17 protein-coding genes are annotated in these 12,798 nt (G+C 55.5%); 6 read left to right on the plus strand and 11 right to left on the minus strand.

From position 1 onward, the window contains the following. Positions 1-256: 256 nt before the first annotated feature. The 3 genes from ACWGXE_RS07925 to ACWGXE_RS07935 all read right to left on the minus strand — a co-directional run bounded on the left by ACWGXE_RS07925 (position 257) and on the right by ACWGXE_RS07935 (position 2,950). Positions 257-1,324: an energy transducer TonB gene (locus tag ACWGXE_RS07925; protein ID WP_447602699.1), complete on the minus strand. Its 1,068-nt coding sequence runs from the start codon at positions 1,322-1,324 to the stop codon at positions 257-259. Beyond that, complete coding sequence (locus tag ACWGXE_RS07930; RefSeq protein ID WP_447602701.1) at positions 1,302-1,787, minus strand: hypothetical protein; 486 nt, start codon at positions 1,785-1,787, stop codon at positions 1,302-1,304. Before ACWGXE_RS07930 ends, ACWGXE_RS07925 begins: the two co-directional genes overlap by 23 nt. Positions 1,788-2,284: 497 nt before the next feature. Continuing rightward, complete coding sequence (locus ACWGXE_RS07935; protein WP_447602702.1) at positions 2,285-2,950, minus strand: 2OG-Fe(II) oxygenase family protein; 666 nt, start codon at positions 2,948-2,950, stop codon at positions 2,285-2,287. A gap of 119 nt (positions 2,951-3,069) precedes the next feature. On the opposite strand from ACWGXE_RS07935, the gene ACWGXE_RS07940 reads away from it, so the two are divergent. After that, positions 3,070-4,002 carry a PhzF family phenazine biosynthesis protein gene (locus ACWGXE_RS07940; protein ID WP_447602703.1) on the plus strand — a complete coding sequence of 311 codons (933 nt, stop codon included), beginning with the start codon at positions 3,070-3,072 and terminating at the stop codon, positions 4,000-4,002. Positions 4,003-4,225: 223 nt separating this feature from the next. Then, positions 4,226-4,627, plus strand: a complete 402-nt coding sequence (locus ACWGXE_RS07945; protein WP_447602705.1) for a CBS domain-containing protein — start codon at positions 4,226-4,228, stop codon at positions 4,625-4,627. Positions 4,628-4,638: 11 nt separating this feature from the next. Here the strand turns inward: ACWGXE_RS07945 and ACWGXE_RS07950 are convergent, their stop codons facing one another. The 3 genes from ACWGXE_RS07950 to ACWGXE_RS07960 all read right to left on the minus strand — a co-directional run bounded on the left by ACWGXE_RS07950 (position 4,639) and on the right by ACWGXE_RS07960 (position 6,044). After that, positions 4,639-5,151, minus strand: coding sequence for a MogA/MoaB family molybdenum cofactor biosynthesis protein (locus ACWGXE_RS07950; RefSeq protein ID WP_447602707.1), 513 nt, complete (start codon positions 5,149-5,151; stop codon positions 4,639-4,641). A gap of 9 nt (positions 5,152-5,160) precedes the next feature. Beyond that, positions 5,161-5,487 (minus strand): (2Fe-2S) ferredoxin domain-containing protein, encoded by a 327-nt coding sequence (locus ACWGXE_RS07955; protein WP_447602708.1) that lies wholly within the window; start codon positions 5,485-5,487, stop codon positions 5,161-5,163. A 113-nt stretch (positions 5,488-5,600) separates the two neighbouring features. Next, positions 5,601-6,044 (minus strand): gamma-glutamylcyclotransferase family protein, encoded by a 444-nt coding sequence (locus tag ACWGXE_RS07960; protein WP_447602709.1) that lies wholly within the window; start codon positions 6,042-6,044, stop codon positions 5,601-5,603. Positions 6,045-6,253: 209 nt separating this feature from the next. Between ACWGXE_RS07960 and ACWGXE_RS07965 the strand changes: the two genes are divergently transcribed. Further along, positions 6,254-6,721, plus strand: a complete 468-nt coding sequence (locus tag ACWGXE_RS07965) for a hypothetical protein (RefSeq protein ID WP_447602710.1) — start codon at positions 6,254-6,256, stop codon at positions 6,719-6,721. On the opposite strand, the gene ACWGXE_RS07970 is transcribed toward ACWGXE_RS07965, so the two are convergent. Further along, positions 6,718-7,035, minus strand: a complete 318-nt coding sequence (locus ACWGXE_RS07970) for a Rieske (2Fe-2S) protein (RefSeq protein ID WP_447602711.1) — start codon at positions 7,033-7,035, stop codon at positions 6,718-6,720. The two genes, ACWGXE_RS07965 and ACWGXE_RS07970, sit on opposite strands and share 4 nt — an antisense overlap. 185 nt (positions 7,036-7,220) lie before the next feature. Here ACWGXE_RS07970 and ACWGXE_RS07975 point away from each other — a divergent pair, with 185 nt between their 5' ends. Next, complete coding sequence (locus tag ACWGXE_RS07975; protein ID WP_447602713.1) at positions 7,221-7,766, plus strand: HNH endonuclease; 546 nt, start codon at positions 7,221-7,223, stop codon at positions 7,764-7,766. Between the two features lie 125 nt (positions 7,767-7,891). Here ACWGXE_RS07975 and ACWGXE_RS07980 read toward each other — a convergent pair whose 3' ends face one another. Then, positions 7,892-8,314, minus strand: coding sequence for a c-type cytochrome biogenesis protein CcmI/CycH (locus ACWGXE_RS07980; protein WP_447602714.1), 423 nt, complete (start codon positions 8,312-8,314; stop codon positions 7,892-7,894). 247 nt (positions 8,315-8,561) lie between these two features. Here ACWGXE_RS07980 and ACWGXE_RS07985 point away from each other — a divergent pair, with 247 nt between their 5' ends. Both ACWGXE_RS07985 and ACWGXE_RS07990 read left to right on the plus strand, forming a co-directional pair. Then, complete coding sequence (locus ACWGXE_RS07985) at positions 8,562-9,197, plus strand: precorrin-2 dehydrogenase/sirohydrochlorin ferrochelatase family protein (RefSeq protein WP_447602716.1); 636 nt, start codon at positions 8,562-8,564, stop codon at positions 9,195-9,197. A gap of 60 nt (positions 9,198-9,257) precedes the next feature. Then, a complete protein-coding gene (locus tag ACWGXE_RS07990) occupies positions 9,258-9,566 on the plus strand; it encodes an MTH1187 family thiamine-binding protein (RefSeq protein WP_447602718.1) in 309 nt (102 codons plus the stop codon). A 1-nt stretch (position 9,567) separates the two neighbouring features. On the opposite strand, the gene ACWGXE_RS07995 is transcribed toward ACWGXE_RS07990, so the two are convergent. The 3 genes from ACWGXE_RS07995 to ACWGXE_RS08005 all read right to left on the minus strand — a co-directional run bounded on the left by ACWGXE_RS07995 (position 9,568) and on the right by ACWGXE_RS08005 (position 12,786). Then, positions 9,568-10,947: a DUF4403 family protein gene (locus ACWGXE_RS07995; protein ID WP_447602720.1), complete on the minus strand. Its 1,380-nt coding sequence runs from the start codon at positions 10,945-10,947 to the stop codon at positions 9,568-9,570. A 97-nt stretch (positions 10,948-11,044) separates the two neighbouring features. Continuing rightward, the gene (locus ACWGXE_RS08000) at positions 11,045-12,025 is read right to left on the minus strand and encodes an MlaD family protein (RefSeq protein ID WP_447602722.1); all 981 of its coding nucleotides are present in this window, start codon (positions 12,023-12,025) and stop codon (positions 11,045-11,047) included. Further along, entirely contained in the window at positions 12,022-12,786 is a 765-nt protein-coding gene (locus tag ACWGXE_RS08005; protein WP_447602724.1) for an ABC transporter ATP-binding protein, read from the minus strand. The genes ACWGXE_RS08000 and ACWGXE_RS08005 overlap by 4 nt, the downstream gene beginning before the upstream one ends. Between the last annotated feature and the right edge of the window lie 12 nt (positions 12,787-12,798).

Raw genomic sequence — 12,798 nt, forward strand, 5'->3', positions numbered from 1 at the left:
AACCCGCGGTGGGCACCCCGCTCCTCTCGGCAATGGTCGCGCTTGGTCCGCCGGACCTCTTCCAATATTTTTGGTTTAGGGTTAGGAGGGTAGTAATCTCTTGCTACCTGTCGCTATTCGTTCTGAACCATTTTCGGGAAGCCGTCCATAAACGAATATCCTAAGAAAGAGAGTACTGGTTTCCGATCAGAAGGAGTTTGAACCTCAACGGCTTTCCATTCTTCAGTCAGATCTGCCTTCATCTTCTTTTGAAGAACTACGACAAAACGCCGTTTCTTTGTTGCGACGAAAATTCCGACGGTGGGGGTGTTTCATCAATTACGCGGAACTCGACGGTTCCTCCACCATTAACGGCTGTGCAAAATGCCCGGCCCAGCGTGTTGGTCACTTGGAGTGAGGAGTCAACCGGCTCGTCTCGTAGGTGTGGAGGAAACCCGGCCTTGCGTATTATGCGCTCGCAGGCGGTATCGAACTGTTGCAGTTTCGCAGTAGCGGCAAGGTTTTCTGTAATCTCTTTTTCTCGATTTATAGCGCTCCGGCGCACCTCTTGAGCGAGGTAACGGATGTCGTCCGTATCAGATGACCGGATAGAAGAGTCTTCAGCCAAGGAAAGTTCGTCCGCCAGGCGTCGCAGCGTTTCCACTGCCTCCTGGGTTTCTCGGACTTGTAGAACTGCGTCCGATAGATTCTTAAGATGTTCCCGGCATCTGTCGATCTGATGTCGTCGCGAGAGTCTCTCTTTTTCGACAATGAGTCGATCCTCATCAGTAACGATCTTTTGGGGAGAGACTACATCGCCTACGGCAAATGTAAACGAGATTTCAAAATAGGACTGGTCTATATCTGGTGGAAAAGGTGGTAAACGGTCTACGCTCAATACGGCCCGTCTTGCGGAAAGATCATACCAGTCATTCCCTGAAGATCTCTCAATCGTGACATTGCTGATTATCCCATTCCGTTGTAAACGGAACCGTATTACCGTCGTCAACACTTGCCCTGAAATATCGACCGGGGGCGCCGTCCATTTCTCATTTATTGCCCTTTGCACAAGGGCCAGGTATGGGTTCCCCGATTCCTTGGTCTTTCCATTCGATTGGGATGGTCTTTTCTCTAGGCTATTAGAATCTGTCGACCGCAACAGATCACAGGACTGTCCGATCTGTTTATCAAACAGTTCACTGGGGGTTGAACTGTCTTCACCAAACGCCAAATGCGGAAGGACCATTGTCTGTCCATCGAATAGGAATGCTGCAGCAAGGAAGAAAAGTATGGCAATAAACAGTCGCTTCGCGATTAGAGAATTAGTGGAGTGTATCTCTCCCATCTTCACATCCCTCTGCTTTTTCTTGTTCAGAACACGCCTTCATTTTGTGAGCCAACGGTTCCAACTTGCCAGCCAAGAGATCGGCGATCTTCATTTTCTGGTACTTCGAGAAGTCAGACTTATAGTCCGTCACTTTATAATCCTCGTAGTTGTAGTACACGACAAATGTAAACGATTCGTACGCCCTCTGCTCGACTTTCGCATGCAGGAGCGCACGGCATTTAAACTCGGGATTGTGTTTGCTAACATCCTCGGGATATGTGACCCGAGTATGAATCAAGGGCGTTGTTTCTTCCGGCCACCCATTTTTGACTAATTCTTTAATGGTGACTTTCTCCAGATCAGCTCGTGCCGCTACATTTCCACAACTATACCCGTCAAATGCCGGACCGAGCATGGAACATCCCATAGCTTGAGACGCCAGGAGTGCGCTCAGGATGGATGGCAGAATACCAGTCTTCATTCTGTGCCTTCAATTGAACTGTCGGCGAAGTTTAAACGTCTTTCCAACAACGTACGCAATATGCTTGTCGTCGGTCCACAAACCTTCCGTGCTCACCATCGCAAAAGCCTTTCTTGCAGTCTGCGCAAAACCTCCAAGTCAGCCTGATGCGAGCAATTTCACAAATCCTGCAGGGGACAAGGTATCCGTCTGCAATCTTTTCGTCGTCTTTTTTGTCTTCGTCGAACGATTTCATTTCTACGTCGAGTTTTGTGCTACTCATACCTTGCTCCCCATGATCAGGCTGGTAGGAATTCACTTCGAGTTGAGCCAGCGTAGGGTATCACACAGCATATGATTAATTACATAAGACTCTGAGGCACAAGGACAGAGCAGAAGCAGTCCTCGGGTAAGTGTTCGGTTCTGCCGCTCAACAAACTGTTGATATGTTTGGGAGGAGATACTATTCCAGGTTTGTTGCTGGCAGGATTAAAACACTAGTTATTGCTAACGGAGATTTAGCCCGCCAGAATCGGGTCCAAATTGAAGGCGACGCTGATGCGGGGGGTCGACCCGTTGTAGGCGTTGACGGCGTGAAACAGCCAGCCGGGAAACAGCACGCACTGGCCTGTCGAGGGTACGAATGAGATATTCCTGCCGGCGTCGTGCAGTTCCGGCATGCCGTACCGCAGGTAGGGCGCGAGCATGCGCGGCAGGCAGCCGCGCGGGTCATAGAGTTGCAATTCACCGCCCTGTCCCGGTTGCCCGCCCACGTCGCCCACATCCACGTAGTACACTCCCGACCAGAAGCTTCCGGGATGTGGGTGGGCCGCATTGCTGCCGCCCTTTCGCTGGACGTTCGCCCAAACCTCTACAACCTGCCAGTCCGGTCGGCCGCTACGCCGGTCGGTTGCCCGCTCGGAATACTCAGTCATCTGTTTCGCCACCTCGATCACCGGGCCGAACAATTCCCGGAGCGGTTTCTCCGCCCATGTCAGCATGGAAAGATCGTGAGGCGATGACCAGCCGATCACTTCATAATCCGAAAAGCTCGGGTCGGCTTTTTCCCGTTGAAGGATCAACGACGTCAGCTCCCCGTTGATCTGCTCATGCCGGGCAACGGTGAAGACGACAAGAGGCGTTGAAAAGATAGGACGGACGTTGATTTCGATCTCGGTTGCCATGCGCTTCTGCGGATGATGGATGCCGACGTAGAAGGCCGTACGGTATGCCTGCGTGGGTCCTATGTCAAGGTGTGACCGCCGTTTGACAACAAATAGAGCTTGTCCTAGAGTGAGCGTCCATGACGTCCGAACGGCGTGCTGTCCAATTCTATCAAGCCGATGTGTTTACCGATGTGCCCTTCGGCGGCAATCCGGTAGCGGTGATCCCTGACGCCGCCGGCCTGACGGATCTCGAACTGCAACAGATTGCGCGTGAGATGAATCTCTCCGAGACGGTTTTCGTGTTTCCCCCCTCCGATCCGGCGGCCGTGGTCAAGATTCGCATTTTCACTCCGACGCAGGAGATTCCGTTCGCCGGCCACCCGGTCATCGGGACATTTTTCGTGCTGGGGACCCTCAAGCGTCTCGGCTTACGCGAACCGGTGACACGCGTGCTGCAGGAATGTAATCTCGGTCTGTTTCCGGTGGATATTTATGCCAAGGATGGTAACGTGACCAGGGTTGTCATGTCGCAACCGGAGCCCCAGTTCCTCGACATTGTGGAAAGCCGTGAGGATCTCTTTTCTCTCGCGCGCGCGCTCGGCATGACGCGCCAACAGATTACCGAAACCAGATGGCCGGTCCAGGTCGTTTCGACCGGTCTTCCGGTCATGATCGTCCCGGTTCGGACATTGACGGCTGTGCGATCCATCGTGCCGGATATTTCGGCGATCGCCGAACTCTGCCGGCAATATGGCGCCAACGGCATCATGGCCTTCAGCACGATGACGGTCGAACAACAGGCGACTGTCCATACGAGGATGTTCGCGCCGTTGATCGGGATTGTGGAGGACCCGGCGACGGGAAGCGCGAGCGGCGCCCTTGGCGCATATTTACTTCAACACGGCGTGGTGGAGGTCGCGCCGATGACGGAGATCATTGCCGAACAAGGCTATGAGATCGAGCGGCCATCGCGCATTCTGATTCAAGTGGAATCGGAAGATGATACCATCCAGGCCGTCAAGGTCGGAGGCGAAGCGGTCATGGTGTTGGAAGGAACGCTGACCTTTTGAGTGAATGTTGAATTCTGGTCCTGGCAATCCATAGTCATTCATAATTCAAATTCAGAATTCGTCATTCTACGATTATGATATGGCGCTGATTCAGTCACGGCTCATACAGTGCAACGGAAGATTATCTCCCGGGCCCGTCGATTCTTTGGTAAAATCCTGCTACAAGTAGTATGAAAAGATTGTCGTTTCATCAGGTGGGCGATCATTGTCACGAGGAGGTTTCATGGGAACTGTTGCGCGCATCATGATCAAGGATCTGAAGACCGTCGGCCCGGACACTACGGTACGGAGCGCGGCAAAACATATGGACGAAGCCCGGCTGGGTTCGTTGTTCGTCAAGAAAGGGCAGGCCATCGTCGGCATTGTGACCGATACCGATCTGGTCCGCCGGGCCCTTGCGACGAGCAAAGACCTCAATACCTTGACGGTCGGGGACATCATGACCAGCCCCGTCGCCACGATTGAGGGCACGCGAACGGTGAGTGATGCGCACGACATGATGGGGGATCTTGGCATCAGACATCTGGGTGTCACGAATGCCGGAGAGATTATCGGAGTGATTTCGGTGCGGGACCTATTGAAATATTATCAGCGGGTTTCCGAGCCGAAGATTGCGCAGGACTAGCGAAGGGCGCCTTACTTGGTCAGTTCCCGCACGAGATGTCCCAATTCGGGAATGATCAATTTTTCCATGGCGAGCCGCACGGCATTTTCCGAACCGGGCGTAGAAAAGAGGACGCGGCCTTTGACGATTCCGGCGACGGCGCGACTCATGATGGCCGGTGATCCGATTTCCTGATAGGTCAAGTAACGAAAGATCTCGCCGAACCCGTCCAATCTCTTTTCCAGAAGGGCGTCCACCGCCTCGAAGGTCGAATCGCGCCGGGAAATCCCGGTCCCACCATTGACGATAACGGCCTGAACCCCTTCGTGTTCTAGATTTGCAGCGATGGTCTCCGTGATGCGGGCCGGCTCATCTTTGACGATGTGGTAGCCCGCCACCTCATGGCCTTGTTCCTTCAACAGCTTAATAATCAGTCGCCCGCTGGTATCGGTCTCCTCCGTGCGGGTGTCGCTGCAGGTAATGATGAGACACCGGACCTTCGTGGGCGCGTGGGCTTTGTGTTCGTGATGAGTCGCGTGGCTCATGAGAAGCGATCAAGTCCAAACGGAGTCAGGCTTCAGCGATTGAACCGGCGTGCCTTTGCCGATGTGCTGGTCGAGGATGGCTGCGACATCGGCTTCCGTCACCTTGGAATACCACGTTCCGTCGGGATAGACCACAACGGTCGGACCCTGCTCACAGGGTCCCAGGCATGACGAACCGGTAACCAATACTTGGCCCGGCTGAATTCCTCGCTGCATGAGCCCCATGTTGAAGGCCATCAGCAGTTGGGCCGATCCTTGGCCGCCGCAGGAAGGCTTGGGATGTCCGGGTGGACGGGCGTTCGTGCAGACAACGATATGGTATGTTGGTTTCGGCATCGTATCTCCTTAAGTTTGGCTTGTAGCGCATAGCTTCTGGCAGGACTTAAATACGCTGGTTTTGGCCACGTGCCATGGGCTATCAGCCATATGCCTTTTGCTCTTCTTTGAGGTTATCGCGGCTTGTATGCCTGCCATTGCTCTACGGATTCTTCCGGCAGCTTCCAGTGCTTGATGCCCTTCATGATCCAATCCAGATAGTGTTCCTTGGGCTTAAATTTTCCGATCGGATTGGCCGCATGAGTCGTGACGAGGACTTTCTCCCCTTCCTCCGTGACGACGGTGACAGGCACGTGTCGATACGCTCCTTGGGGCACATCGCCTTCAAATTCATCCATGATCTTGAGGTCTTCGTCGGTGATCTCGAACACGGCTCCCCATACCTTTTCTCCCGGAGAAGGTATGACGCTGGCCAATCCGCAGCGCCACTGCGAGGACCACCGGCAGAATTGAATGGTATGGTCCGGCAGATACGCTTTGAAGAGGAACTTATGCTCCGGCGCGCGACGTTTCAATTGTGTGGGATTCAAATTGTCTGCGTAAAAGAAAAATTTCATGGATGTAGAAAGCCTTCCCAAATAAGGCGTGACAGCCGAGCGGGTACTTGTAGCATATCCGGTTCCAGGATTGTCAAGCCGCGAAGAGTTGACTTGACGACAGTACCATGACTATTCTCCGGCATCCGTATGGACTTCGGCTGCCGGTCCGGTGCAGCCCATGAGGCAAGTCCGCCACTGTCGTTCCCATTCACGTTCAGGCGCACTCGTTGTCTCTGTCGAAAGCTCTTCATTACGGCATCTTCCTTCTCGCGGCCATCGGCGCGCTGGCGTATTGGCTGTCGAGACCGCCGTCGCTTAATCCCCTGACCGATCCCCAAGCGGCCCAGGCGCTGGCGCTGGTGCAGACGCATCGAGCGGCCGGGTATCCGACGATTCTGCAGGCTTTCAATGAACGTGTCCGCTTGCAAAAGGAGCGTAATTTAGGCGTCAGGCTTGGAGAGTGGCGGGTTCAAAAAATGGACGGCGACCGCCAGAATCCCAGTGGGGAGCGGTACGAGGTGAGGATGAATCTGCGGGAGCAGGGGACGAACCAATGGTTCGAACGAGAGTTCATCTGGCACGTCGATTTGGCGACGAAGCGAGTCAATGCCGCTTCCTTACCGGCTGACGGGCTGATGCCGGAAGGGCCGGACTCGTCCGGATCTGGCTCTCCCCGCGGCGAATCTCTTCGCTAGAAATTCGCGGGGATTGCGACTCGGATCTCCTCTCCTTCGATACGCACCTGGCATCGCGTCACCTTAAAATCGGGATTTTCCGGTCGCTCGCCCGTACACACATTGAACCGCCATCCGTGCCAGGGACACACGATGCACTCGCCGCGTAATGTCCCCTCCCCAAGCGGTCCCCCGGCATGGGGACAAGTATTATCGAGAGCATAGATTGTCCCCTGTACGTTGCATAAGGCAATCAAGACTCCTTGGACTTCCACCGTCTTACATACGCCGGGCGGGACTTCTTCCACCTTCGCCACTGTGATGAAATCGGTCACCGCGCCGGCTCCCGCATGTTTGATCGGCTCGCGATCATGTTATGGTCTGGTAACATTTCAGGAATAGACTCCTAACAGCTTGATTCTATTACGAGGTTATGGCATAGAGTGAGAGTCTGAACGGTGACTTCATCAGGTTTTGCTATGTTTAAATAGTACAACTATAGGAGGACACCCCAGCCGCCATGGAAATGACGCTCCTGCTGAACTCGACGTACGAGCCTCTTCGTGTGCTGCATTGGCAAAAGGCCATTACCTTATTATGGCAGGGGAAAGTCGAAGTCCTAGAGGTGTACGACCGGGAGATCCATGGGATCTCAATTTCGATCAAACTCCCTTCGGTGATGCGGCTTCTCAAGCTCGTCAAGCTCAAAGACAGCCACCGAGCGGTAAAATTCTCACGGATCAATATCTTCACCCGAGATGGGTATGCCTGCCAATACTGTAACCGCCGGTTCAAAACCGAGGAGCTGACGTTCGACCATGTCGTGCCGATTGCCAAGGGCGGCCGGAAGACGTGGGAAAACATCGTGACGGCCTGCTGGCGGTGTAACAACCGCAAAAGCGGGCGGACTCCCGACGAGGCCGGGATGAGGTTGATCAAGCGTCCGGTGAAACCGAGATGGAGCCCTGTCGTGACCATTACGATTGGGATTCGAAACACGCCGGAAAGCTGGCGTGATTATCTCTATTGGAATATGGAACTGGACGCAGACCCGGCGGGACCGTAGTCCGTAATGCTGAATGATGAATGCTGAATGATGAGTTGTACTTGGTGGTACGCATCTTCATTGCACAGTTCTGATTTGGATCCGAACATTCAACATTCATAATTCAACACTCAGCATTTCTCTCGTCAGTACACTTTATCAATCGTGATCATGATGTTTTGACCTCCCGGAAGGGTCGGGTTTTTCTCATAGCGCCCTTCCATGTCTCCCGGCTGCGGCTGTCCCGCCTGTCCGTCTCGATCCAGTCTCGCAATCACGTCGACCATTCCACGAAGTTCCGTGCCCTGCATCATGACGTCCGCGCTCGTGATTTCAAATTTCACCGGGAATGACGGATTGTCGATCCGCTTTGCTGCAAGGGGCCGGGGCGGGCCGGTCGGCCGGCGCACGATGACGAACAGCACATCGGTCGGTTTCACCTGTTCCGCCAGATTCGGCGCGATCAAGACTTGGCCGGCGATGGTTCCGGAACCGCCTTGCGGTTCACAACTATGAGCTAAACCGAAATACGCAGCCAGGGCAGCCAATCCGATGATGCCGCCAGTCATGCTCAACGTTCGGGTCGTATATCCCGCCAAGAGACACTCCTTTCTTCAATGGGTTCCTCCATGGAAAATTCAACGCTCGCTCGCTATGCCGTCCCGGATCGTCCCACTACCATTATGGCTGCGCCGATTTCAGGTCCTCGAAAGTTCGGCATTATACAGAGGCCGGACCAAAATAGGGAGCCGATCGGGTTTACGATTGAAAAGACGCTGTTGTATGATACGGCCGCGATCATGATGGAGGAACATAATGGCTGCCAATCCGGGATTTCCGATTTCGTTGGATGTCAAAGGATGGCCGGTTCTCGTTATCGGCGGGGATGACGAAGCGGCCGAGAAGACAATGCGATTGCTGGATGCCGGGGCAAAGGTCACGGCGGTGAGTCCGGCTCTCAATGAAACCATGCGCAAGCTTGCGGCCTCGGCCAAAATTATTCACCGAGGGCGACATTTCCGCGCCACCGATGTAGAAAGCGCCATTCTTGTGCTGAATCTGGTTCGAGGCGATCGTGAATTGTCGCAAAGCTTGATGGCCCTGGCTCGCGAGCAGAAGTTCTTGCTGTGGTCTGTTGATCAACCGAATTCGTCGAATGTCATCATGCCGGCAGTGGTGAACTGCGGGCATCTGCGTGTGGCTGTCAGTACGAGCGGCCAGGCACCCGCCCTCTCCGGCTTCATTAAAGAGGATCTGGAGAAAATTTTCGGGCAGGACTTTGCCGCGTTTCTCGACTGGCTTGGGGAACTGCGGGAACGCGCCAAGGCCGATGAGCCGGATGCGGAAAAGCGGCGACAGCTGCTCCGAGAGGCGCTGGACGGATTCCATCTTCACGGTAAGATTCAGTACCCGCAGGTCTGGCTGGACGAGCGGGCGAAACAACAGGCCTGACCCGCCGCTGGGAGCGCCGGCGACGGTAATCGGGACGGCCGCAACGAAAGGATTCGATGTATGGTGTTGCTGGAGTTCAGCATGTCCCCGCTGGGAAAAGGCGAAAGTGTCGGAGCGTACGTGTCCCGATCACTGGATATCATCGATAAGAGCGGGATTGACTATCGTCTCAATCCGATGGGGACCGTGCTGGAAGGGGAGTGGGAGGAAGTCTTCGACGTGGTCAGGCAATGTTATCAGCGTATGAAACGGGACTGTAACCGCATTTCGTGCACCATCAAAGTGGACTACCGGAAGGGTCACAAGGGACGATTAGGCGGCAAGGTCGCGAGCGTCGAGAAACGGCTCAAACGGAAGCTGAAGGTGTAAGTCAGTGGAGGTCATAGCGTAATTCACCATCCGTGCGGAATTGGGCCGATAAGGCATGCGGCCCCGCGGCCAGGTCGAGCAGTCGTATCCGGTCTACCTTTCCTCGTAACGTACCTCCCTCTATGTTTCGGTTCAGGGCGGCTTCGAGTTCTCGGCGCATCTCTTCCAGATTATCCCGAATGGGAATTTTCAGACGGGCCGCCAATTGAGCCTGAATCGCCTCGTGGAGCAGTTGATCGGCGAGATCGGTCCAGAGGTTCTGTTCCGCCACGTCATACTCGACATGGTCGAACCCGATGGTCTCCGTTGTCTCGTCATATATGGGAGTTCCGCGCAGCTTCACGCGCAGCGAAATCACGCCTTCCACATCGAGATCAACCCCGGCTTGTTTGCCGAGCGGATAGAGATGGACGCGCCGGATTGCCAACCGGCCGGGGCCGATTCCAAATTCCTGCCCGACAAGAGCCTTTCGGAGCTGTTCATTGGCCGCTTCGTAGGGGACATCGAGATCGAACGGAACATGGAATCCCTGCTCGCGATACCGGCCCTTGACCCGAGGCAGGGGGCGAAGCGGGGCGGCCGGCTTTTTCCCCATGACGACGCGCGGAGCGGCGATGATGCCGATTTCAGCGGAGAGCGTGCCGTCGTTCCCGGCCGGTTCGATTGATTGAGTCTGTGTCGGCGCCACCATCAGCCACATGGTTCCTTGATCGTCCAGTTGAATCGGGGCCTGAAGCCTGGCCCAGGCTTCCGATATTTTCGCCTTGAACGGCACCGCATCTCGAATGGCGCGATCTAAAAGCGGCAGCGTTGATTCTAGACGGGTGCGGTAGACCTGCGCCATCAACGGAGCGCCATTGACGCGATCCGGTCCCAGCAAGCAAGCCTGCAACGCGTCTACCGACGTGATGCGGCTTGACGGGTCGAAGCTATAGTCCCGCTGATAGGAGAACAGGCTGCTGATGTGAACGCCCAACAGCCCGGTCTGGCCGCCGGTGGATTCGCTTCCGCAGTCGGCCACCTTGGTGAGGGACCCGTTGATCTGTTTGGCATATTCCATTGAAAATTGAATTCTGGCCCCGGACACCATCTGATTGCCGTTCAGCGTAAGCTCGCTGCCCTCGCGCCTTGCGCGGTATTTCATGAAGCCGGTTCCGCCTCCCAAGGGAATCCATTCCAGTGGACCGAGCCGGTCAGTGCCCTGTCCGTCATAGGTCCGCTCCAAGAGGGGATGAAAAGTTGTCACCGGGACTTCCAGGCGAAGCAGCAACGTGGAAGGTTCAATGGAGCTGCCGGTGTCACCGGATGCAGTGACGCGAGGCGCAGGCCAGAGCACGATGCCGGCGATCACGGCCATGAGAAGCATGCGCCACCGGCTCATAGAGACCAGATACTTCATGACATAGGTGTAGGATGAAAGAGCGACTGGTTGCAAGAGCCGAATGGCGTGAAGGCGCGGCGGCGGGTGCTGCAACCGATCAGAACACCGAGAACCGAAAATATTTGGCGGGGTTCTTTTTGACATCGGCAAGGAACCGTTCGACTTCCGTCAACAGTTTGTCCGCGCGGGTATAGAGTTCGTCGCTTGTCACCAATTTGCCTACCGTGCCCTGGCCTCGCTCCACTTTATTCAAGAGATTGTCCCCGCGACTCGTCAGATCGTTCAACTTTGCATACAGTTCCGGGTCGGTCAGTTTGTGCAGGGTTCCCTTCTCGTTGTTCAATCTCTTGACGAGGTCATTGAGTTCCTTGACCGCCTGACTGGACCTGGCATAGAGTTCCTGATCGGCGATGAGCTTCCCGGCCGTTCCTTGGCCTTGTTCGATTCTTTCCACCAATGCCAGGCCTTTCTCCGAGGCACGATCGAGTTTTTCCAAGATCTGCTTGGATCGATCAAAGAGTTCCGGATCATTGATCAGTTTGCCCGTGGTGCCATGTCCTTGGGTCACGGCGGCCAGCGCCTGTTGGATCTGCTCCAAGGCCGCGTTGATGCGGTCGAACGTGTTCGAGGCGTCGGCAGCCAGGTCGGTGATTTCCGGTCCGGACCGGCCGGTGATGACGCTGCCGGGAGAAAGCGGGGGCTTGTTCGGGCTGCCTGGTACGATTTCCAGAAATTTATCGCCCAGGAGTCCTAAGGCCTTGATGTGGATGGAGGCGTCCTCCCGAATGTGCCGCGCCACGTCTGTTTTGATCGCGAACCGAATATCCACCAGAGCCGAATCCGCGGCAATGGCAATATCGTGAATGTTGCCGATGTCGACCCCGTTCATGCGCACAGGACCTCCGATCTTCAGCCCTTGCGTATGATCGACCAGCGCGTGAAAGCTGGTTTTCCGCGCCACCAACCCCATGCCTTCTTCGAGACGCAGGATCATGAGCGTGAGGATAAGCAGGGCAAGCACGACCACCATCCCGATTTTGACCTGCGCCCAACCGACCTGGGATCGTCTGGTCATCATGTGACGGCTCCCTTTTCCTGCTTCCAACGATGGGCCGGCAAAGTGGCCGGATCCAGGAATCCGCGAATGGCTGGATCGGCGCGGCTCGATAGTTCACCCGGCGCGCCTTGAAAAATCACACGGCCGTCGTCGATCATGACGATCCGATCGGCCACGTGGAACGCCAGGTCCAGGTCATGCGTCACGACGACTTGCGTCACGCCCTTCGTCTTGAGCTGAGTTAGCAAATGACAGATCGCATAACCATTGATAGGATCCAACCCCGCCGTCGGTTCGTCATAAAGAATAATCTTGGCTCCACTCGCGAGGGCGCGGGCGATGCCGACGCGCTTCCGCATGCCTCCGCTGAGATCCGCCGGCATATCATCGATGCTGTCTTCCAACCCGACAAACTGAAGGCTTTGCCGCACGGTCAATTCGATCGCATCCTCGGACAGGCGCCCTTGTTCTTCCAGCCGATAGCCGACATTTTCTCTCACGGTGAGCGAGTCGAACAATGCCGCGCCCTGGAACACCATCGCCATTTTCTGCCGAATGCGAGGGAGTTGGCGTTCCGGTAAGGCGGAAATGTCTTCCCCGTCGATCGTCACCGAGCCGTGATCGGGGCGGAAGAGCCCCAGGATCACGCGGAGGATCGTCGTTTTTCCTGAACCGCTGCCGCCCAGAATGACTTTGGTTTCACCGGCCTGGACATCAAAGGACACGTCGGTCAATACGTGCCGGTCCGCCAACGTCAGGTCGACCCGGTGCAAAGTGATCATTCCACGTCCCGC

The organism is Nitrospira sp. Nam80 (genome assembly GCF_965152575.1).